Consider the following 20,368-nt stretch of genomic DNA (forward strand, 5'->3'; position numbering starts at 1 on the left):
GACGATAGGATGGCTGTGTGGACTTCGACCTGCGGACCCTGCGCTATTTCCTCGCCCTCGCCGACGAGCGTCATTTCGGCCGAGCCGCAGCTCGCGTCCACATCGCCCAACCAGCCCTGTCCCAACAGATCAAACAGCTCGAAACCCAACTCGGAATCCAGCTGTTCGACCGCTCGACCCGCCGCGTCGAGATCACCCCCGCGGGCGAACGCTTCACCGAACACGCCCGAAGGATCGAGGCGGCATGCGCTCGCGCCACCGACGACATGGCCGCATTCGCCCGCGGCAGCGCAGGCCGCGTCTCGGTCGGCTTCGTCGGCACCGCCACCTACGACGTCCTTCCCCGCCTGACCCGGATGGTCCGCACCGAACTTCCCGACATCGACCTGCGAGTGCGCGGCGAACTGCTGTCCCCGCAACTGCTCGACGGCCTGGCCACCGGCGAATACGACCTAGCACTGGTCCGGCCGCAACCAGGCTCTGAACCGGGATCAGCCCGAGGACTCCACCACCTCCTCGCACGGAGCCCGGACGCGCCGAGCATTGTGCTCGAAACACTGCGCACCGAACACCTTCTCGCTGTCCTCCCCGTCAACCACCCACTCGCCCACACCGATCCGGTCGATCTCGCCGCCCTGGGCGGCGAAACCTTCATCACCCATCCCTCCGGCGACCGGTCCACCATGCACCACCTGGTACTCGACGCATGCGCCCGCGCCGGATTCCGACCCCCCGTCCTGGAAGTCAGCGAAACCGCCACCCTCGCCGTCTCCGTAGCCGCCGGCCTCGGCGTCGCCCTCGCCCCCGAACCCGTTCGCAGCCTAGGACTGGACGGCGTCACCTACCGACCACTCCGGCAGCCGGAAACGGTCGATCTCATGCTGGCCCACCGAGAATCGGAAAACTCGCCCGGCGTGGCAACTGTCGCGGCGCTGGTCCGAGCCGCAGCGCACGCTACCTAGCAGACAGCTCAAGGCTCCACGGTCACCTTGATGGCCGCGCCGTTCTTGACGATCGAGAAGGCGTCCAGCACGTTTTCGAGGGGGATGCGATGGGTGATGAGGTCTTTCACCGGCACTTGCCCTGAGGAGATGTATTCGAGTGCGCGCTTGTTGTGTTCGGGTGCGGACCCGTTGGCTCCGTGGATGTGCAGTTGGCGCCGCGAGCGCGGCGCGTTCCGCCTCCCAAAAAATACAGCGGTGGCTGAATCCCGCACTGCGACAACATCGCACGGCAATAGACCATGCCGACGTAGCACCGACTCGTTGCAGAGCCCTCAGCCCGGTCGCCGGCCCACGCCACCACACTCAGGTGGCGAATTCATGTCCGCTCCATCGAGCCGGAAGTCGGCAACAGAGGGTCAGGTAACCGTCAATAGATATTGTATGTGATATGCATCACATACACTCAGCAAATTCGCTGGTTAGGCGACGAAGCCATGGCAGACCTGCGGCTTTCGATAGAAAAGTCCCTACTTGCCCTGTGCATAGTTAACCGTCTGTGCTTGAATTGTGACCAAGCCGACATCAAACGTTGGCCACCCGACACCGCGGCCGGCCCTGTGATGACGGGATGGTAGCCGCGCGAATGCGTGACGCTGCCGGAGAGTTGAGCATCCCACAACAGAAGACCGCTCCATCGGCGAGCCTCAGCGGCTCTCTCCAAGGGTCCGTGCAGCCCCTACGCGCTGTCGGAATCCGATCCGTCCGTACAAGAGATCGATGCACAATGCCTGACTGCCGACATCTATCCCAGCGCTGCGGCGCGAATCGCGAACGCATCGGCGTCGCCCTCGGCGCCACGGGCATGGTAGCCGTGGCCGCGCCTACCGTATACGCAGCCGACCGAGCATGTAGCTGTGTCAATACGCACGGCGAGGGGCGGCGACATATTCGAGTACCGGTAGATCAAATCTGATGCGGTGCATCAATTTTACCAAGGTGAGCCAGGAGCCGTGACACGTCACAAACCAGTCACCGCCCACAGCAACGCTCGCGATATACAGATCCGACTTGTGGTGATCCGAGCGCACCATCCAGAAGCGCAGGTTCAGAAAAACAACGACAACCGTCACCTAAGGAGCTGACAGTGCACAAGAAGGCCGAACAGGCACTCCATCAGGATTTCCACCGCTGGACCGCGCTGGTCGACCGGGCCGCACACGCGGAAAACGAAGTCGAGCGCGAGAACCCCGCCTTGGCTGCGGCAGAGCTGCAAGAGAAGTGGATCCGCACGGCCCCCGAAGGCTGGCGAACACTGCACAGCCAATGGTGCGACAGAATCGACCCGACGCGACCAGCCGATGCTGGAATACGCTCCACCTCGGGTCAGATCGCCGACTCGAACTGCGCATGCGCATTGTCGAGGCCGCTTCGAACTCGAGCACTCTCGCACCGATGACCCCTCAGGCAGGCTCGTCAGCGAGTCACCGTGCCACGCACGTCACGCGACAGTTCGCCGTACATGGCACGGCCGACGCGCGATAGCGTCGCCGGATCCTGAGCGCGTCGATCCAGCTCGCCTGGACGCTACCGATTCGCATGGTTGTTCGCAGCTACGTGGACCTGGACACAGTGCTCGTAACCGACGACTGATCGGCTCGGTCTCGACAGCGCTACACACAACCGGTTCCGATCCTCTTCGCGCATTTACTGGCGGGAGAACAATGGACGAGCACATCCACACAACAACGAACAGATTCTGCTCACGATGCAGAAGAGCGCTGTTATCGGAAGCGGATCAGCGTCGACGCCTGCACATATACTGTCTCGAGTCGGAGGCACATCCTCCTGCTCGAATGACCCCAGCCGACTGGAGGGCGGTGGCCGGTTGGCTCGATCCGTACCGATCCCAGCTAATGGGAAATATGGGGTCGGAGTAGTCCAGCCGACTGCGATAGCCGATAGCCGATAGCCGATAGCCGATAGCCGATAGCCGACGGTAGCGTTCTGGACCGTGTATCCGACGGCTCCTGACCCTCGGTAGGGATATGCAGTTCGCGCACGCCTGACCCGCCCCTTCTGACCGGCCTGCGTGCGAGTTTCCGGACGGCTCTCTCCTTGGTCGGCATGCCGATCAGATCGGAGTGAGCGTGAGTAATTCATAGAGTGTGCGCCACACTCGTGACTAGGTTGTCGAACATGGATAACGACGGACCCAGCCGTACAGCGCTCATCACCGCGTACGCCCGCGCCTATCACCAGATCGCTGACCGACCACAAATTTTCACCGACCCCCTGGCGGCACGTCTACTCGGCGTCACCACAGAGGACCTGGCCGAAAAGGGGACACCCACCACCGATCACCTCCGTGACGGGGTCAGCGATCGGCCCCGCCGACTGTTCTTCGCCGCCCGCGCGCGCTTCGCCGAGGACGCCGTGGCTGCGGCCATCGCCGCTGGTGTGCGGCAGGTCGTGATCCTCGGCGCCGGTCTGGACACCTTCGCCTACCGCAATCCGCGCCCGGACTTGCGTGTCTTCGAGGTCGACCACCCCGCCACCCAAGCGTGGAAACGCGAACGCCTTACTACCGCCGGAATCGACCGCCCTGAGACGTTGACCTTCGTGCCGGTCGATTTCGAAACCCAGACGCTGGCAGCGGCGTTGGAATCCACCGGATTCGAACGGACGGACCCTGCCGTCTTCGTGTGGCTCGGCGTCGTCTTCTATCTGACTCCCGACGCCGCCCACGCCACTCTCGAATACATCGCTGGTCAGGCCCAGCCGGTCGAGGTGGTCTTCGACTACCTGCAGCCCGCGGACACCGATGAGGACCGTGCGCACCAGCAGGCCCGCGCCGATCGGCTGGCCGGCCTCGGTGAACCCGTGTTCAGCTACTTCACGCCCGACGACCTCGCCGCACAGCTGCGCGCCCTCGGCTTCACCGACCTCGAAGACCACTCCGCCCCCGACCTCATCGCCGGCTACCTCGACGGATCCGAAAATTTCGAGGGCGAACCGCCCCCCGCACTGCGCGCGATCCGCATACTGCGCGCGAGCCGCTGAGTTCATCTGCCGCAGTTGCGGCCACCGGACCAGCGCCTACCACACTGTCGCTCATGCCTCTAAAATAGAGGCATGAGCGACAGTGTGGTTCTCTCCTTCTGGCAAGCCGACCGCTCGCGGGACCTCGCGCAGCATCTTGCGGACGACTCGATCTTCAGCAGCCCGGTCGCCGACTATCACGGGCGCGAGGACGCCACACACGTGCTGGGACTGATCTCGACAGTGCTCGGTGGTATCACCGAGACGAACCAATGGAGAGGCGAACGGGACGGGGTTTTCGCGTTCACCGCACAGGTCGAGGATCACCACTTGCAGGGCATGCTGCGCGAGGAACGCGACGCCTCCGATCGGATCACACACGTCACGTTGTTCCTGCGTCCGTTGGGAACCCTGCGCATCGCGATCGCGGAAATGTCCCGGCGGCTGCAGGATTCACCTCTGCCCAGCCAGGCCGGATAGCCATGCCCACCGACGCGCCACGACCCGGACATCCCGTCCGCGGCTCCTCGACCGGCCGCCCGATCATGGCCCTGTTCGACCTGATCGGGCGGCGGTGGACCCTGCGAGTGATCTGGGAACTCGACAGAGCCGCACACCCACCGACCTTCCGCGAACTGCGTACGGCATGCGGCGAAATCTCCTCGAGCGTGCTGACCCGTCGGCTCCATGAACTCACCGCGGCCGGCATCGTCGACCACGTGAACGGCTACTCGCTGACACCGATCGGACAACGACTCATCCACAGCTTGCAACCGATCACCGCATGGGCCCAAGACTGGGACCGCCAACTTCACTAGCCGCCGTGGTCAAACTATTGTCGTTGTCTTCCGCGAGTACTACGTGTGCCAGCGAATCCGGCGAGTCCGGCGGCGAACGAGTCGAACATCGGCTCGAAAAGGCGTCGCATCACCAGTGATTCGACCGGGCGTAGCACCGGTGCCGGGTCGAGGTGTACCTGCCAGACCATGCGGCAGCGGTCGGGGCCGAGCGGCTCGAAGGTGATGTCTTCGATCATTCCGCGCGCCAGCGGGATCGACATGGCATCGGCGGAGAACGTGAAACGGGCGGCGGGCTCCCAGGCCAGGAATCGTTCGCGCACCGTGATCCAGCGCAAGTGAATGTCGCGGATCGTTCCCACGTCATGCGGAGCATTTCCGTACCAGGTGGTGGCCCGGTACCCGTGGGCCCACTCCCCTTGGCCTTCCCCGGTGGCGAGAATGTCGAAGGTTCGCTGCGCCGATGCGTCCACGATACGTTCGCTGAGTAGGTGGCGGCGCATCGAAGAGATATCGCACAGGCTGCTGGGACGCAGAGCGTACATGGTCATTTCGCGGCGACCAATCCGCGGGTGAGGCGAATCGTGGTGCGGCGCGGCAGGTACCGCGGCAGACGCGTGGACACCGCGTTCGTCAGCCCGGATACCACGCTCGGCCGGGGCGTGCGACGGTCCAGTTCGCGCAGAGCCGTCGCCACCACCTGCTCCGATGTCTGCCGTCGGCCGACACTGGCGGCTTCGCCCGCCACCTCGAAGAACTCGGTATCGGTGGCGCCCGGGCACACGGCGAGCGCGGTGACGCCACTACCTTCCAGCTCGCCCCACAACGCCTCGGTGAAGGAGAGCACGAACGCCTTCGTCGCGCCGTAGACGGCCATGAACGGGATCGGTTGGAACGCCGCGGTGGAGGCGATGTTGATCACCGCTCCGCGGCCGCGCCGGATCATGTCCGGCAGTGCCGCCCGGGTCAGTTCCGCGACGGCGGTGATGTTGACCGCGATCTCCTCGCGCACTCGCGCGGGGTCGTGGTCGGCGAGCGGGCCGTGGGTCGCGAAACCGGCGTTGTTGACCAGCACGTCGATCGGGTGCTCGTCCGCGCTCAGCAGGGCGGCGAGGCGCTCGACGTCCGCGGGGATCGAAAGGTCCGCGGTGACGACCCGAGCCCGGATACCGAAGGTGTGTCCGAGGTCTGTCGCCAGCTCGCGCAGCCGATGCTCGCGCCTGGCGACCAGGATCAGGTCACACCGTCTTTCCGCCAAGGCCGTGGCGAATGCCGCGCCGATTCCGCTACTCGCACCGGTCACGACCGCCGTCGCGCCATCCCAGTTCTTCATGTCGCCTCCTGAAGGTGAACAGGTGTTCAGCTAGCTATACTTAACATCTGTTCAGTGATCCATGTCAAGGGAGCCTCGATGACCGATACACGCCAACGACGAGCGCGCGGAGAGGGCGAGCGGCTGCGCGCGGAGTTGGTTGCCGCCGCGATCGAGCTGCTGCTGGAACCGCAGTCGTTGCCGACGCCGTCACTGCGGGCCATCGCCCGGGCCTGCGGTGTCGCGCCCAGCGCGGTCTACATGCACTTCCCGTCTCAAGATGCGCTGAACTATGCCGTGACCGAGGAATTGTTCGGCCGGCTGCGGCATGCGCTCGACGCCGCGGACATGCCCGACGGCACCCGCGTCGACCGGCTTCGTTCGCTGATCGATGCCTATCTGACGTGGGCCGAGAATCATCCCGGCGCCTACCAGTTGCTGTTCGAACGACCCGATCCCTCGATCGAGCCCGGTACCGGGCCGGGACTGGATCTGCTGGATCGTCTGGCCGATGTGTTACCGGCCGCCGAGAAGTCCCCGGACCTCGCGCTGCGCGCGTGGTGCGCCCTGCACGGCGTGGTCTCGCTACGGATCCACAAACCTACGGCCCCTTGGACTTCGGAACCACGTGCCGACGCATGGGCAGTCGTCGCGGCCCTCGCCGGCCTACCGTGACCACCGGTGGCATCCACCCTGCGGCGCCCTGACCAGGCGGACGTTCGAGTGGGGACGATTTTCGCGACACCATCACCGTCGATATGAGGAATTTCGAGCAGTCGACGGCGGCGGATACACCGACGCGCGACGGCTACGGCGATTTTGTCAGGCCGCGGACGTGTGGCCATGCCTTGGCGAGTGCGAGGAGCTGGCGCAGCTCCGCGGTGAGATCCCGTGCCCCCGGTTGGATTTGGTGCCGCGGTGTGAGCCGGCTCGCGCGCGGGGCGTGCCCGGCAGCTTTTGTGGCGATGGCCTCGGCGACGCGACGGGCATAGATGTGTGGGTCGCCGCCGGTGGCGGCCAGATCGTCGGGGCAGTCGCTGTAGCGCTTGAGATGCAGCAGACTGTCGCGGATCTCGACCGTCATGCGGTGCAGACGGATGGCCGGGTCTGTTCGGCCGTCGAGGTCGCGCCGCGTCTCCATGACGATTTCCGGTACGGCTGCGGTGAGATCGGCCCACATCGGCTGCAAGCGGCGGCGATATCGGCTGGTGCGGTCCCATCCGACGTGGGCGACCAAGGCGCTGATCAGCGGCACCGTGACCACGGCGGGAGCGCCCACCGCCGAGAGAAGGAACCCGCACCATGCTTTCCAGTGCATTTCGGGATCGAATGGCGGTTGACCTGTCAGGACACTGACAAGCGAATCGATCGGGTATGCGACCGCGACAATCCCCATGCCCACCGCGGTGCACAGGACCACCGTGTACAGTGCGCGTTCCTGCCAGGGGCTATCGCCCGCGGCGCGCATCTCACGCACGCTTGCCCGGCTGACGAGCACAGCCGTCGCACCGAGCGGCAGGGAAAACGCGATCCAGATCACGACGGCAGGCCAGCCGAGGGCTTGGTCGATCAACTGGTCGGCGCGGCGGGCGGGCGTCCCTGCGATCAGGATGACAACGGTTGCGGTGAGGGTGAACAGGTAGTAGCGCCGCTGCCTGTGCCACGTGTGGGCGGGGTCTGCGCCTGCCCACAGCTTGGCGATGCCGTAGATATTCGAGACGGCCAGCACGGTTGCTCCCAGCGAGAGCTGCCGGGCGATGTTCACCACGTCGCTGTTGTCGCCGGGCAGCAGCCGGGTCAGTGACTGTTCGAACCACGACTCCCGCAACAGGTGTTCGAGGAGAGCTGCGGCGAGCGCGCGGTTGACGAGCCGGTCGACGACGCTGTCCGGCAACAGCCACCACCGACCGACGAGCGCCAACGCGATACCTGTCAGGACGGGCCAGGTGATCGAACCCGGGATCGGGGAAGTCATCTCACCGATGCCGGTTTCGGAAGAACGTCGAGCGGAACCGGCTCGCTGACCGCTTCGGCAGCATCGCTTCGACGAGCAACAGGTCGGCGAAGGTTTCGGCGGCGCGCTCGCGCTCACTTCCGTAGTCCTGGCGGCGCAGTACGCTGCGGATGGTTTCCAGCGACAGCGAGGGCATCAATTCGCGCAACGGCAGATCGGCCGCGGCACCATCGGTACCGCTCGCGGTTCCTCCGTGGCCGAGCAGCATATGACCGATCTCGTGGGCGATGATGTGATCGGCATGCCATTCTGTGTCGGCTCCGTACATGATCACGTCGTCGCCTGCACGGGCGATCCACAGGCCGCTTCCGGTGCCGCATCCGTTCTCCGAGAGTGCGCCGACATCGATCGGACACAACGTGATCGGCCGTTCCAGGTACTCTGCCACCCGCGCGATGTACTCCGTTACGTCCCATGGGTGGGGGATCGGTACCAGGCGACCCAGCTCCTCGAATCGCGCGGCGAGATCCTCCATTACGCCTTCCCCTTGTCGATCACGTGACCTATGCCGATACCGCGATGAGCGTAGCCGCCGACCGAGCATCGCCACGGACGCGGCTTGTCGCGCAGGCTTTCTCGCACCGATCGACGGATCGGCCGCGTGGTCATCGTCCGGTCGGCCTGACAGAGAAATGCGTAGTCGATCGTGACGGTTCGCTCATGTTCCCGAGGGGTTGCGCGAGGCCGCTATCCACGCCGCGACCTGTGTTCGCGAGGTGAAGCCCAGTTTGGTCAGCACGTGTTCGACATGGCCTTGTGCGGTGCGGGGCGAGATCACCAAGCGAGCGGCGATCTCCCTGTTGGTCAGGCCTTCGGCGACCAGTTCGGCGACTTGCCGCTCGCGTTTGGTCAATTTGCTGCCCAGGGGATTTCGCGCCGAGGGTGAGGCCGGTTCACCCAGGGCGTAGGCGATCGCGGCGTCGAGATCGAGCGCGGCGCCCTCCCGGTGGGCCGCGGCGTAGGCCTGCTCGCTGATGGCTTCTCGAGTTCGGCGCTCGCACTCTTCCTGATAAGCGAGCAGCTCTGGGAATTGGGTCGGCGCGGTACCCACGGACCGGCCGATCTGTTCGGCGGCCGCGAACAAGACGACCACGCGCTCGGCAGCTTCGTGGTCGGCGGCGATCCACGCCAGTGCTTGCAGGCACATGCTGAGGTTCGTGCGGTCGTCCACCTTCCTGCTCACCCGCAGTGCTCGCACGATGAGTCGAGTCGCCCGCACGGAATCTCCTCGACGCCACAACGAAATAGCCAGCGCCCACATCGCGTAGGCCTGATATACCGTCCCGCCGTGTTCTTCGATGAGCGCGAGAGAGCGTTCGAAATATTCGATGGCCCGCGCGCTGTCGTCACCCAGCCCGTGTGTGAGACCGAGAAAGGTCAGCGCGTCGACTCGGAAGAGGAGAGGGCCGCCTCGCTCGGTATACACCTGGAGGGCTTTCTCGAGATACAGGCGGGCGTCGGAAAGGTTTCCGTTGAACAGTGCGAGGAGTCCATCGGCGAAGTCGATGTGTGCGCGGATCAGCGGGTCGGTCGTCCGCTCGGCGAACGCGTGCCCTTCGCGTACCAGATCGGCCACCCCTGAGACGTCGCCCTGTACTGCGGCTATGAGGGAGGTCGCGAATATCGCCGCGGCCTGGTCGACGGTGACTGTGCCGGTGCGGCGGGCCAGCAGACGCTCCAGCCAGCGACGCTCCTCGGCGAGGGAGCCGTGGGAGAACCGGAAGGGCAACAGAGCGTTGGCGATCCGGATTCCGGCTTCGGGGCTGTCGGACACGCAGAATTCCAGCGCTTGCCGCATGTTCGGCTGCTCCCGGCGCAACCGACCGACCCACTCGAAGTCCCGAGGACTGATCAAGTCGGCATTCGCATCGAGCGCCAGCTGTTCGTACCAGTCACGGTGGCGACGGCAGAGTTCGAGGTATTCGCCGGTCCGCTCCCCTTTTTCGCGGCCGTAGTCACGCACCGTGTCCAGCATCCGAAACCGCACCACGCCCGCCGACTCTTCGCGAATGAGGATCGACTTGTCGACGAGGAACGCGACCGTATCCAGAATGTTCTCCGCTGCCAGATCCTCTCCGCAGACGTATTGCGCGGCCTCGAGGTCGAAGCTGCCCGCGAAAACCGACAACTGAGCCCACACTCGTTGTTGCACCGGTGTACACAGGTCGTAGCTCCAGTCGATGCACATGCGCAATGTCTGTTGCCGCGGCGGTGCGCTCCTGCTGCCGCGAGTGAGCAAGGCGAACCGATCGGTCAAGCGTCGCAAAATCTGTTCCGGCGACATCACCCGCAACCAGGCCGTCGCCAGCTCGATCGGCAACGGCAAGCCGTCCAGCTGCCGGCAGATCCGGGCGATGGGGCGTTGATTGTCCTCGGTGAGTTCGAACCCCGGCACGGCCGTGGCGGCCCGGTCGCCGAACAACCTCATCGCGTCATTGCGGGCCGGGTTCCTGGGTAGCCGATCCGGATCGGGGACGGCCAGCGGGTGGATCGGCAGAACCGCTTCCCCTGCGAGGCCGATCGGCTCGCGGCTCGTCGCGAGAATCCGCACTCGCTGACACGCGCGAAGCAGCGACTCCGCGAGTTCCGCCACCGCGGCCACCAGTTGCTCGCAATTGTCCAGCACGAGCAACAGTTCGCGATCGGCGAGGAACTCGGCGAGTACGTCGCGTAACGGCCGCATCGATCGGTCCTGCAAGTTCAGCGCGCCCGCGATGACGCTCGCCAACAGCGATTCGTCACGCAGCTCACCCAGCTCGACGAACACCACACCGTCGGCGAAGTCGCGTTGCGCAGTGGTGGCGACTTGCACCGCGAGCCGCGTCTTGCCCACTCCGCCGATCCCGGTGAGGGTCACCAACCGTGCGGTCGACAACGAGTTCGTCGCTTGCGTCAGCTCGGTTCGTCGATCGATGAAGCTGGTCAGTTCCAGCGGAAGCTTCCCCGAACCCGACGAAGCCTCCGTCGCTCGAAGCTGCCGCGACCCCGTCGAAGGAGACTGCCGGCCTGGTGACTCGGCCTCGGGCTCCCCCGCGAGCGAAGTGTGCAACGCCATTTCATCGACAGGGAAACCATGACGGGTCTGCGCTTCTCGGAGTTGCTCACCCAGTTCCGCGGCGGAAGGTCGGCTGTTCGGGTCACCGGCCATGGCACGTTCGATGATGGCGCCCACGGCCTCGGGAATGCCGTGCTCGCGCAGGTCCGGTACCGGCTCGGAGGTGATTCTGAGGAACTGGGCCACCAACTGCTCGCCGTCGCGGCGTTCGAAGGCCGCATGGCCGGTGATCGCGGCGAACAAGGTGGCGCCGAGGCCGTAGACGTCTGCGGCCGGGCCGGCCGCCTCGCCGCCGATCACTTCCGGAGCAGTGAAGGCGGGCGTCCCGGTCACGATGCCCGCGCCGGTGACGAACCCGCCTCCGATATGAGCGATGCCGAAATCCACCAGCGTGGGCTCGTCGTAGTCGGTGTAGAGAATATTTCCGGGCTTGACGTCGCGATGCAGCACCCCGGCGCGATGCGCCGTCTCGAGAGCCCCGGCCATTTTCACCCCCAGCCGCAGCACTTCCTCGAGTCCCAGCGGCCCGCTGCCGCGGATCCGTGCGTCCAGAGAGCCGTGCGGGTAATACGGCATGACGATGTAGGGGCGACCGTCGTCGGTGACGTCGGCGTGCAGGACATGCACGATATTGGGATGGCCGGTCAGCCTGCCCGCGGCCCGCTGCTCGCGTAAGAACCGGGCCCGGTTGTCCTCGTCCAGATCGGCGGTGAGGACCTTGACCGCGACCACTCTGTCGAGCGAAGCCTGCCTGCAGCAATACACAGCGCCGAAACCACCCCGGCCGATCTCGGCGGCGTCGTCGAACCCGGCCGCCGCCAGTTCCGCCGCGACCGAACCGGACGCGTCGCGTTGCGTCGCGAAGGGATCGGCATCGGTCATCGACTACACCGATTCACCCCATCCGAGCCCATTGGCAAACCCACCACTGCACACCTCCCGGTGACGTATCCCCAGAATATCGCCGGGATGTATCCAACGGGTCGCGCAGTAGAACTGTCAGGGCAAACGGGTGCTGACCGCGAAGACCGGGAACCTGCCTTCCGGGGGATGGGGCTGGAATTGAACCCGCACCGACGGGCCCGCGGACGAGGGGATCTCGCCTTCGAGCGATGTGTAGACCCACGGGCCTTCGTCGAGCTCCACGATGGCGATCGTCAGCGGCACCAACCCGCCCTGCCTGTCGGTCGGGGCCCGATCCACTACCCGCCATGACACGACGGAACCCGCACCCGACGACGGCACACTTTCGAGGTCGTCGGATCCGCAGGACGAACACCCGGACGTTATCGGCGCGAGCAACTTCTCGCACCGCATGCAGCGGTAGATCATCAACATGTCGTCCGCGCGCAGCGCACTGCCACCTCCGACGACGTTCGAAGTGTGCTCGACCTGGTTCGTGTGCATACGGGCCTCCCCGAGGCGGTGCTGGCAAGTTCCGCTCCAGACTGCCCCGCTGAGCCACGTCGAGCGACGGTGAAATTACCCGGGGGTATACCTATTTTTCGCACGATCGAGGTGCCGGACCGCACACCTCCTTGATTATATCCACGGCGTGGGTATAAGTTCGTCCTCACTTAACCCACACTGTGGATATCGGAGGCATGCGCTTTCCGTATCCGCGGTTTCCCTCCCCCAGCGAACTCACCGGCACATGGACCAACCCGGGCACCAGGCCCATGCGCAGTCACGGCCACAGCACTGATGGACCCGGCTTCGAAGGAGTACTCCCATGTCGTCCCGATTCCACCTGCCGCCCGAAGACGTGCTGCGCGCCCGCGAGAAACTGGTCCTCGACCACTTCCGCGACGAAGTCCGCCAGGACTGGGACGCCACCCTGTCGACATTCCCCCACCCGCACTACGAGATCATCGCGCAGATGCTCGTCCACGACGGCGACGGCGAAGTGCGCGGCTACTATCACGACACCCGCGTCGCCTTCCCCGATCAGGACCACGAACTCATCGCGCTCCGGCACAGCCATGACGCCGTCATCGTCGAATTCTGGCTGCTCGGAACACATCTCGGATCACTCGGCAAGATTCCCCCGACCGGCTCCCGGCACCGCACGAGGATGACGGCCTACTTCGTCTTCGACGAGCACGAGAACCTGGTGACCGAACGGATCTACTTCGACCAGCTCACCATTCTCCGACAGCTGGTGGGCGGACTGAACAAACGCGATCCTCGTGACCTGTGGAAGCTCGGCCGAGCCGCCGCCGGAGCCCTCGCCATGGCCGGCTCCGATCCGGACCCGCGCCTGCTGGCCACCACCCCACCCGACCTCGGCGATTGACCGCCGATACGCAGGACCCGTTACGGGCGTTCGGCCGTTCCTCCGCCGTTGTCGCGGGTTTCGATGGCCTTCACGGTCTTGTCCAGGGCCTGTCGCAGGACGCGTTTGCCGACGGTCCCGACCACGACTTCGAGGACGCGCCCCTTGAGGTTCTTGCCCTCGCGCACGATGACGACATCCACATCGGTCTTCCCGTCCGACCGGCGGTTGAAGGTGTAGGTGTGGCCCGAGTGGCCGCCCCATACGTTCGAGTCGGTGGTCGTCATGACGACCCGCTCGGGATTCGACCAGTCGTAGTGCAGGCGCTCCCAGATGCCGTGCGAGCCTTCCGTGACGTCGGCCTCACGGCGGCCCTGGTTGTGCACTTCGAGGTATTCGTCGGCGCTGTTGCCGAACACCTGCGAACGGCCCGGCCCGAAATCGGTGAGCGCCGCTACGAACTGCTCCGGTGTCGAGTTCGTCGTCTCCTTGAAGTGGATGGTGGACATTGCCTTCTCCTTTGCTTTGGGGTGATGGGTTTCGAGCCAGGAGGTGGGAACGATCTGCGCTACGCCGGGCCTCGGCGCAATGCCGCGCCCCCGTACCACTGGCACACCAGCAACGCCATCTCGACCTCGAGCCGGTCGTCGTCTATCGGCCGACCTCGCCGCGCGATCGCTCGCGTTATCCGGTACTTCACGGAATTGAAGTGCAGGTTCATTTCCGCGGCCGCGGCCTTGTAGCTCGATCCGGTGCGCAGGAAGACCCGCAACGTCTCGCGGAGCCGCTCGTCGTTGTCGTTGTCGGAGGCCAGATCGCCGAGTACCTCGCTCACCCAGTCCCGAGCTTCCGCCATGTCACCACCCAGCAGCGCCGCGGCGGACAGTCCCGGATCGGTCGCGGAGAAGACCGTCGGATCGTCCGTGCCGCGGGCGAGCGCGACCGCGCGCGCGGCCTGAGCGTGCCGATGGGACCGCTGGAAGCCCTCGACGCCGGCGCCGAGCGTGCCGATCGCGAAGCAGGGAGCGTCGGTCCGGTCGCGTGCGAACCTGCGTACGGCGCCGACCGGGTCGGCGGGAACCGACCGGTAGGGCAGCCAGGCCCATGCGCTGACCCGATCGACGGCGGCGAACAGCGGGCGCGCCGACGTGTTCGCCGCTTCGGCCAGTTCCCGCACGAACCGCTGTATCCGGGGCAGCTCGTCACCGTCGGTGCTCAGCTCCGGATACCACAGCACCAGCGCGAGGTGATGCCAGCGCAGCGGGTAGCGGATCGACTCGGTCGCCGCGTCGACGTCGACGGCGCTCGTCTCGGTCAGCACTTCGCGGACCTGGAGTGTGCGAATGCTGTTCTGATTCTCCAACCACTGTTCCCGCTCGCCCTGGTAGGCGGCGACGACCTGCCGGGTGATCGAGTCGATGTAGTTGAACAGCGTCGTAGTGATGGTCTGCAGGGCGTCGACACACTGCTGCGGCGTGATGTCGGCGGCGCGCACCTCCGCGAACACCAGTTCGCTCATCCGTCGCTGCCCCACCCAGTAGGCGCGAATCAGAGCATTGAGCGAAACCTCGTGCTGAGCAAGCCGTTTGGCGTATTCGATCGCCGCCGTCGGCGCCTGGACGCGCGCGACCGGGATATTGTGGCGCAGCGCCTGCAACAGTGTCTCGACATTCGCGTGCACGCTGGCCCCGAGCAGTTCCCGCGAATGCGTGTCCTCGCGCAGTTCGGCTATTTCTTCCTCGAGTTTGCGCCGGATGGCCGTGCCGATTTCCGTCACCCGCTCGTTCATCCGGGCGGCGATCCCTCCGACGTAGTCGTCGAGTTCGACTTCGCTATCGCGACGAAAGGTCGTCACACGATCATTGTAGGTACCTCGCTTCGACGCCACGGAAATATCGCGGGCGGCCCTCGAACGACAACCGCGTCGAGGGACCTGCCGACGTGCTCTCTTCGCTCGCTAGGAATTCGATCTGCCGCAAGGCACAATTAGGTCTATCGCGTTCGACAGATCACTTCGCCCATCGAGGGGGAGGAACTGACGACATGCACCGAGACGGCGAGCGCCCGAAAGGGCTTTCTGTTTCCGCGCTGGCGGCGGTGGCGAACCCGTCGTACTCGCGAATCGACACCTGGAATCTGCTCGACGACGCGTGCCGTCGGCTCGCCGATGTCAATCGGGCCGGGCTTGACGCCACCCACGAAGCCGCCCGGGTGCGGCGTCTTCTCGATCGACTCGGCACCTATGAGCGGTACTGGCTGTACCCGGGACCGGCGAGATTGGCGGCGTTCCGCGATTATCTCGCCGATCTCGCGACGGCGCGGCTCACCGACGAAGTGTCGCTGGCCGTGCGCCTGCTCTCCGAGTACGGCGACCGTGCGGCTTTGTTCGACACCTCCGCGCCGCTGGAAGATCAGGAACTCGTGGCGCGGGCCAAAGAGCAGCAGTTCTACACCGTCCTGCTCGGCGACGACGCTCCGCCCGACGCTCCCGCGGGCCTGGCGGAGAGCCTGCGGGCACTGCGCGACCCATCGGACGATGTGCAGTTCGACCTGCTCGTCGTGGCGAGCATCGAGGACGCCATCACCGCCGTCGCGTTGAACGGCGAGATTCAGGCGGCGATCATCCGGCACGACCTCCCCCTCCGTTCCAGCGACCGCGCGCCGTTGATGACCACGTTGCTCGGCGCCAACGAAGACGTCAACGTGACCGACCGCAACCACGACTGGGTGGAATGCGGCGAGTGGATCAGGAAGCTGCGACCGCATATCGACCTGTATCTGCTCACCGACGAGTCGATCGCCGCGGAGACCGAGGACGAGACGGACGTCTACGATCGCACGTTCTACCGCCTCAACGACGTCACCGACCTGTACAGCACGGTGCTCGCGGGCGTCCGCAGCCGGTTCGCCACACCGTTCTTCGATGCCTTGCGCGCCTACGCGGCCGCGCCGGTCGGCCAATTCCACGCGCTTCCCGTCGCACGTGGCGCCAGCATCTTCAACTCCAAGTCGCTGCAGGACATGGGCGAGTTCTACGGCCGCAACATCTTCATGGCCGAGACGTCGTCCACCTCCGGCGGGCTGGACTCACTGCTGGATCCACACGGCACGATCAGGGCGGCGATGGACAAAGCCGCCGAGACGTGGTGCGCCGATCAGACGTACTTCGTCACCAATGGCACGTCCACCGCGAACAAGATCGTCGTGCAGGCCCTGACCCGGCCGGGCGACATCGTCCTGATCGACCGCAATTGCCACAAGTCGCACCACTACGGCTTGGTGCTCGCCGGTGCGTACCCGCTGTACCTGGATGCCTACCCGCTCGCGCCGTTCGCGATCTACGGAGCCGTGTCCCTGCACACCATCAAGAAGGCACTGCTGGACCTCGAGGCGGCCGGACAACTGGACCGGGTGCGGATGCTGCTGCTGACCAACTGCACTTTCGACGGCATCGTCTACAACCCCCAGCGCGTGATGGAGGAGGTTCTGGCGATCAAGCCGGACATCTGCTTCCTGTGGGACGAGGCGTGGTACGCGTTCGCGACCGCCGTGCCGTGGGCGCGACAGCGCACCGCGATGGTTGCCGCCGAGCAACTCCGATCGACGTTGTCCTCGCCCGGGTACGCCGAGGAGTACCGCGAGTGGCGTGCGTCGATGCGGGGAGTCGACCGTGCCGAGTGGAGCGAGCGCAGGCTGCTTCCCGACCCCGAGCGTGCGCGGGTGCGCGTGTACGCGACGCATTCCACCCACAAATCGCTGTCCGCGCTTCGGCAGGCGTCGATGATCCATGTCCGCGACCAGGATTTCAAAGCTCTCGTCCGCGAGACGTTCGCCGAGGCGTTCCTGACCCACACCTCGACCTCGCCGAACCAGCAACTCCTGGCGTCGTTGGACTTGGCGCGCAGGCAGGTCGACATCGAGGGCTTCCAGCTGGTCCGCAACGTCTACGACATGGCGCTCGTGTTCCGCCACCGCGTCCGTAAGGACCGGCTGATCGGGAAGTGGTTCCGCATCCTCGACGAGGACGACCTGGTGCCCGACGAGTTCCGCCCCTCCGAAGTCATCTCCTACCGGCAGGTCAGACAGGGTGGCCTGGCGGAGTGGAACGAGGCGTGGCGGTCCGATCAGTTCGTGCTCGACCCGACCCGGGTCACCCTGTTCATCGGCAAGACCGGCATGAACGGGTACGACTTCCGCGAGAAGGTCCTGATGGACCGGTTCGGCATCCAGATCAACAAGACCTCGATCAACAGTGTGCTGTTGATCTTCACGATCGGCGTCACCTGGTCGAGCGTGCACTACCTGCTCGACGTGCTGCGCCGGGTCGCCACCGACTTCGAGCGAAGCCGGAGCGCGGGTGGCAGGGCCGATCGCGCACTGCAACAGCGCCGGGTCGAGGAGATCACCAAGGATCTGCCCGCACTGCCCGATTTCAGCGAGTTCGACAGCGCTTTCCGTCCCGACGGCGCCAGCCCGTTCGGCGATATGCGTTCGGCCTTCTACGCCGGGTATGCGGAGTCCGACCGCGAGCACGTCCTGCTGGGCGATGCCGGGCGACGGCTCGCCAAGGGGAAGCCCCTGGTATCGGCCACCTTCGTGGTGCCCTACCCGCCCGGCTTCCCGATACTGGTTCCAGGGCAGGTGGTCTCGACGGAGATCCTTTATTTCCTCGCCGACCTCGACGTCAAAGAAATTCACGGATACAACCCCGACCTCGGGTTGTCGGTCTTCACCGAAACCGCGCTCGCGCGGCTGGCCGCGGCTCGGCACCCGATTGTCACGGCATCCGACGGTGTCGGCGCCGGGAAGATCGAGGGTCGGCGATCAGCCGTCGGCGGCAAGGCGGTTCAGCCACTCCCGCAGTAGATCTTGCTCCGCGCTGCTGAGGGTCGTCTGCTCGGGCAGTGCGGCGCGCAAGGCGCGGGCGGCGCCTGCCGGGCCCGCGTCTCGCACCGCCGGTTGTTGGTTGGTGACGGCGGCGACCATCGACTCCCGCAGGGTGGTCAACAAGGCCGGGTTACGCCGCTCCTCGCGCAGCGAGAGCCAGGTGAGCACTGCGCCGCGCGCCGTGGCATGGATGATCTGGGCCGCGAGTTCCTCGTCGACGCGCAGCCAGCCGCCTGCGGCGAGGCGGCGGATTCGGCCCATCAGGATCTCCATGCCGGCCTTGAAGGCAGCCGAGGTGGTACCGACGGGTTCGGTGTACATCAACGTGTACAGCGCGGGGTTGGCCAAACCGAATTCGACCGCGACGTCCCAGCCGGCTCTGAGGTCCTCGATGGGGTCCGGCGGATCGGGGTCGACGTGCTTGGTGGCGAGGAACGCGGCGAAGCCGTGCTCGGCCACCGCGTCGAGCAGGCCGTCCTTGTCGCCGAACAGCCGGTAGATGGCCGGCGGCTGCAAGCCCGCCGCATCAGCGACCGCGCGCGTGGTGACCGCGTCGCGACCCCCACGCGTCAGCAGGTCGATGGCGGCCTCGATGACCCGCTGCCGAGTCTGCTCACGGCCCGTGGCCGTGCCGGACTCGACGGTAGTTGCGTCATCGGTGCCGCGTGCGCGCGATGTCATATATCAACGATACCGCTTCTCTGGTTCCATTGTTAGTATCAATGATACCGTTCAAGTGTTTCCATTGGAACCATCGCCGCAACACAGGAGCGCATCATGATCATCGTGACCGGAGCCACCGGACAGCTGGGACGTCAGATCGTCGAGAGACTGCTGACGCGCGTGCCGGCGGACCGAGTCGGCGTCAGCGTCCGCGACCCGCGAAAAGCGCGGGCTTTCGCCGAGCGAGGGGTACGGGTACGCGAGGGAAGCTTCACCGACGCCGCCGGCCTCGCCAACGCCTTCGAGGGCGCCTCTCAGGTACTCATCGTCTCCGTCGACAAAATGGGCGAAGAGTGCGTCGAACAACACCGCACCGCGATCGAAGCGGCCGTCGCCGCGGGCGCCCGGCGCATCCTCTACACCAGCCAGATGGGAGCCAGTGCCTCGTCGCACTTTCAGGCGTGCCGTGATCACGCCGCCACCGAGGACGCACTACGCGCCTGCGGCGTACCGTTCACGTCGCTGCGCAATGGCTTCTACGCCACCAGCGCGGCGCACTTCCTCGGCCACGCAGTGGAATCCGGTCAGCTCGAACTCCCCGCGGACGGGCCGTTCAGCTGGACCGCGCACGCCGACCTCGCCGAAGCCGCCGCCGCCATCCTGGCCGACGAAGGCCGCTTCGACGGCCCCACGCCGCCGCTCACCGGAGGGCAAGCGCTCACCTTCGACGACATCGCCGGTATCGCCACCCAGATCACGGGCCGCGCCGTAACGAGGATCACGACACCCGACGACAAGTTCCGGGATCAGCTGGTGGGCCAAGGCGTTCCAGCGCAGCGGGCGGATCAGTTGCTGGGCATCTTCGCCGCCAGCCGAGTCGGCGAGTTCGCCACTGTCGACCCGACACTGGCCACCCTGCTCGGTCGCGAACCCGTCACCTTGAGTACGGTGCTGCGCGATCAGCTCTCCCACGTTTGATGGTGTGTCGGCAGAGCGAGCCCGCGGCGATCAAAGCTGTTGCGGGCCATTGTGTTCACACGCTGAGTGACCGGCATTCGCTTCGATCCGGAGATCAGCGCGCGGTCGGCAGGATGATCGCCTTGTAGTCGGTCCACTCCGCTCGCCCGGCCGATGCGGCGGAGTCGGCGGTCGCCGCCGATTGGCAGGCTGCTGTATCCCGATACGCCATCCTCGGCGGTCCCGATTCCGCGGCCGCAGACGATGTCGCCGCCCGTGCTGATCGAGAACGCGATGCCGGGGACGACGCGCAAAGGTGTCCGCGTGGGCGACCGGAACCCGACACCTTGGTGGGATCGAACCACGAGAAGGGTGCGCTGCCGCGCACCCTGGGTGTCCTTTCGGCCCGGACCAGCGTCGATGAG

The 20,368-nt window shown here is 65.8% G+C and carries 20 protein-coding genes and 1 pseudogene; 9 read left to right on the forward strand and 12 right to left on the reverse strand.

Annotated elements, in window-relative coordinates; translation table 11 throughout:
* The first annotated feature begins 17 nt into the window (after window positions 1-17).
* On the forward strand, window positions 18-962 hold the full coding sequence (locus tag ACIA5H_RS28375; RefSeq protein ID WP_397078504.1) for a LysR substrate-binding domain-containing protein: 945 nt from the start codon (window positions 18-20) through the stop codon (window positions 960-962).
* An 8-nt stretch (window positions 963-970) separates the two neighbouring features.
* Here ACIA5H_RS28375 and ACIA5H_RS28380 read toward each other — a convergent pair.
* Window positions 971-1,159: pseudogene (locus tag ACIA5H_RS28380) on the reverse strand (alcohol dehydrogenase); the annotation flags it as partial.
* A 702-nt stretch (window positions 1,160-1,861) separates the two neighbouring features.
* Window positions 1,862-2,074 (reverse strand): hypothetical protein, encoded by a 213-nt coding sequence (locus ACIA5H_RS28385; protein ID WP_397078506.1) that lies wholly within the window; start codon window positions 2,072-2,074, stop codon window positions 1,862-1,864.
* A gap of 14 nt (window positions 2,075-2,088) precedes the next feature.
* Between ACIA5H_RS28385 and ACIA5H_RS28390 the strand changes: the two genes are divergently transcribed.
* The 4 genes from ACIA5H_RS28390 (at window position 2,089) to ACIA5H_RS28405 (ending at window position 4,801) form a co-directional block, all read left to right on the forward strand.
* Window positions 2,089-2,400, forward strand: coding sequence for a hypothetical protein (locus ACIA5H_RS28390; protein WP_379252607.1), 312 nt, complete (start codon window positions 2,089-2,091; stop codon window positions 2,398-2,400).
* Window positions 2,401-3,140: 740 nt separating this feature from the next.
* The gene (locus tag ACIA5H_RS28395; RefSeq protein ID WP_397078508.1) at window positions 3,141-4,004 is read left to right on the forward strand and encodes a class I SAM-dependent methyltransferase; all 864 of its coding nucleotides are present in this window, start codon (window positions 3,141-3,143) and stop codon (window positions 4,002-4,004) included.
* Between the two features lie 72 nt (window positions 4,005-4,076).
* Window positions 4,077-4,463, forward strand: coding sequence for a hypothetical protein (locus ACIA5H_RS28400; RefSeq protein WP_397078510.1), 387 nt, complete (start codon window positions 4,077-4,079; stop codon window positions 4,461-4,463).
* Between the two features lie 2 nt (window positions 4,464-4,465).
* Window positions 4,466-4,801 carry a helix-turn-helix domain-containing protein gene (locus tag ACIA5H_RS28405; protein WP_355076676.1) on the forward strand — a complete coding sequence of 112 codons (336 nt, stop codon included), beginning with the start codon at window positions 4,466-4,468 and terminating at the stop codon, window positions 4,799-4,801.
* 14 nt (window positions 4,802-4,815) lie between these two features.
* Here ACIA5H_RS28405 and ACIA5H_RS28410 read toward each other — a convergent pair whose 3' ends face one another.
* On the reverse strand, window positions 4,816-5,331 hold the full coding sequence (locus ACIA5H_RS28410) for an SRPBCC family protein (protein ID WP_379252604.1): 516 nt from the start codon (window positions 5,329-5,331) through the stop codon (window positions 4,816-4,818).
* A complete protein-coding gene (locus ACIA5H_RS28415) occupies window positions 5,328-6,113 on the reverse strand; it encodes an SDR family NAD(P)-dependent oxidoreductase (protein WP_397078513.1) in 786 nt (261 codons plus the stop codon). Before ACIA5H_RS28415 ends, ACIA5H_RS28410 begins: the two co-directional genes overlap by 4 nt.
* A 78-nt stretch (window positions 6,114-6,191) precedes the next feature.
* Here ACIA5H_RS28415 and ACIA5H_RS28420 point away from each other — a divergent pair, with 78 nt between their 5' ends.
* On the forward strand, window positions 6,192-6,767 hold the full coding sequence (locus ACIA5H_RS28420) for a TetR/AcrR family transcriptional regulator (protein WP_397078515.1): 576 nt from the start codon (window positions 6,192-6,194) through the stop codon (window positions 6,765-6,767).
* A gap of 133 nt (window positions 6,768-6,900) precedes the next feature.
* Here ACIA5H_RS28420 and ACIA5H_RS28425 read toward each other — a convergent pair whose 3' ends face one another.
* From ACIA5H_RS28425 to ACIA5H_RS28440, 4 genes are all read right to left on the reverse strand, one after another.
* Entirely contained in the window at window positions 6,901-8,067 is a 1,167-nt protein-coding gene (locus ACIA5H_RS28425; RefSeq protein WP_397078517.1) for an MAB_1171c family putative transporter, read from the reverse strand.
* A gap of 1 nt (window position 8,068) precedes the next feature.
* Window positions 8,069-8,581 (reverse strand): hypothetical protein, encoded by a 513-nt coding sequence (locus tag ACIA5H_RS28430; RefSeq protein ID WP_397078519.1) that lies wholly within the window; start codon window positions 8,579-8,581, stop codon window positions 8,069-8,071.
* Window positions 8,582-8,764: 183 nt separating this feature from the next.
* A complete protein-coding gene (locus ACIA5H_RS28435; protein WP_397078521.1) occupies window positions 8,765-12,043 on the reverse strand; it encodes a protein kinase in 3,279 nt (1,092 codons plus the stop codon).
* A 117-nt stretch (window positions 12,044-12,160) separates the two neighbouring features.
* Complete coding sequence (locus ACIA5H_RS28440) at window positions 12,161-12,568, reverse strand: OB-fold domain-containing protein (RefSeq protein ID WP_355076687.1); 408 nt, start codon at window positions 12,566-12,568, stop codon at window positions 12,161-12,163.
* Window positions 12,569-12,893: 325 nt separating this feature from the next.
* Here ACIA5H_RS28440 and ACIA5H_RS28445 point away from each other — a divergent pair, with 325 nt between their 5' ends.
* Entirely contained in the window at window positions 12,894-13,457 is a 564-nt protein-coding gene (locus ACIA5H_RS28445) for an ester cyclase (protein WP_355076689.1), read from the forward strand.
* Between the two features lie 20 nt (window positions 13,458-13,477).
* Here ACIA5H_RS28445 and ACIA5H_RS28450 read toward each other — a convergent pair whose 3' ends face one another.
* Entirely contained in the window at window positions 13,478-13,945 is a 468-nt protein-coding gene (locus ACIA5H_RS28450) for a hypothetical protein (protein WP_355076691.1), read from the reverse strand.
* A gap of 59 nt (window positions 13,946-14,004) precedes the next feature.
* Window positions 14,005-15,225: a PucR family transcriptional regulator gene (locus ACIA5H_RS28455; protein ID WP_397078673.1), complete on the reverse strand. Its 1,221-nt coding sequence runs from the start codon at window positions 15,223-15,225 to the stop codon at window positions 14,005-14,007.
* A gap of 254 nt (window positions 15,226-15,479) precedes the next feature.
* Between ACIA5H_RS28455 and ACIA5H_RS28460 the strand changes: the two genes are divergently transcribed.
* Window positions 15,480-18,302 carry an aminotransferase class I/II-fold pyridoxal phosphate-dependent enzyme gene (locus tag ACIA5H_RS28460; protein ID WP_397078525.1) on the forward strand — a complete coding sequence of 941 codons (2,823 nt, stop codon included), beginning with the start codon at window positions 15,480-15,482 and terminating at the stop codon, window positions 18,300-18,302.
* Here ACIA5H_RS28460 and ACIA5H_RS28465 read toward each other — a convergent pair.
* On the reverse strand, window positions 18,261-19,004 hold the full coding sequence (locus tag ACIA5H_RS28465; protein WP_356965518.1) for a TetR/AcrR family transcriptional regulator: 744 nt from the start codon (window positions 19,002-19,004) through the stop codon (window positions 18,261-18,263). The genes ACIA5H_RS28460 and ACIA5H_RS28465 overlap by 42 nt on opposite strands.
* Before the next feature lie 96 nt (window positions 19,005-19,100).
* Between ACIA5H_RS28465 and ACIA5H_RS28470 the strand changes: the two genes are divergently transcribed.
* Window positions 19,101-19,964, forward strand: a complete 864-nt coding sequence (locus ACIA5H_RS28470) for an NAD(P)H-binding protein (protein ID WP_397078527.1) — start codon at window positions 19,101-19,103, stop codon at window positions 19,962-19,964.
* Here the strand turns inward: ACIA5H_RS28470 and ACIA5H_RS28475 are convergent.
* Window positions 19,946-20,257, reverse strand: coding sequence for a hypothetical protein (locus tag ACIA5H_RS28475; protein ID WP_397078529.1), 312 nt, complete (start codon window positions 20,255-20,257; stop codon window positions 19,946-19,948). The genes ACIA5H_RS28470 and ACIA5H_RS28475 overlap by 19 nt on opposite strands.
* Between the last annotated feature and the right edge of the window lie 111 nt (window positions 20,258-20,368).

Origin of the sequence: Nocardia sp. NPDC051900 (assembly GCF_044452545.1) — a bacterium.
GTDB lineage: Bacteria > Actinomycetota > Actinomycetes > Mycobacteriales > Mycobacteriaceae > Nocardia > Nocardia sichangensis.

Coding starts and splice junctions, on each gene's coding strand:
- ACIA5H_RS28440 (WP_355076687.1), bottom strand. CDS start 12,568: ATGCACACGAACCAGGTCGAGCACACTTCGAACGTCGTCGGAGGTGGC.
- ACIA5H_RS28465 (WP_356965518.1), bottom strand. CDS start 19,004: ATGACATCGCGCGCACGCGGCACCGATGACGCAACTACCGTCGAGTCC.
- ACIA5H_RS28430 (WP_397078519.1), bottom strand. CDS start 8,581: ATGGAGGATCTCGCCGCGCGATTCGAGGAGCTGGGTCGCCTGGTACCG.
- ACIA5H_RS28435 (WP_397078521.1), bottom strand. CDS start 12,043: ATGACCGATGCCGATCCCTTCGCGACGCAACGCGACGCGTCCGGTTCG.
- ACIA5H_RS28400 (WP_397078510.1), top strand. CDS start 4,077: ATGAGCGACAGTGTGGTTCTCTCCTTCTGGCAAGCCGACCGCTCGCGG.
- ACIA5H_RS28420 (WP_397078515.1), top strand. CDS start 6,192: ATGACCGATACACGCCAACGACGAGCGCGCGGAGAGGGCGAGCGGCTG.
- ACIA5H_RS28415 (WP_397078513.1), bottom strand. CDS start 6,113: ATGAAGAACTGGGATGGCGCGACGGCGGTCGTGACCGGTGCGAGTAGC.
- ACIA5H_RS28395 (WP_397078508.1), top strand. CDS start 3,141: ATGGATAACGACGGACCCAGCCGTACAGCGCTCATCACCGCGTACGCC.
- ACIA5H_RS28450 (WP_355076691.1), bottom strand. CDS start 13,945: ATGTCCACCATCCACTTCAAGGAGACGACGAACTCGACACCGGAGCAG.
- ACIA5H_RS28410 (WP_379252604.1), bottom strand. CDS start 5,331: ATGACCATGTACGCTCTGCGTCCCAGCAGCCTGTGCGATATCTCTTCG.
- ACIA5H_RS28405 (WP_355076676.1), top strand. CDS start 4,466: ATGCCCACCGACGCGCCACGACCCGGACATCCCGTCCGCGGCTCCTCG.
- ACIA5H_RS28470 (WP_397078527.1), top strand. CDS start 19,101: ATGATCATCGTGACCGGAGCCACCGGACAGCTGGGACGTCAGATCGTC.
- ACIA5H_RS28445 (WP_355076689.1), top strand. CDS start 12,894: ATGTCGTCCCGATTCCACCTGCCGCCCGAAGACGTGCTGCGCGCCCGC.
- ACIA5H_RS28460 (WP_397078525.1), top strand. CDS start 15,480: ATGCACCGAGACGGCGAGCGCCCGAAAGGGCTTTCTGTTTCCGCGCTG.
- ACIA5H_RS28425 (WP_397078517.1), bottom strand. CDS start 8,067: ATGACTTCCCCGATCCCGGGTTCGATCACCTGGCCCGTCCTGACAGGT.
- ACIA5H_RS28455 (WP_397078673.1), bottom strand. CDS start 15,225: ATGAACGAGCGGGTGACGGAAATCGGCACGGCCATCCGGCGCAAACTC.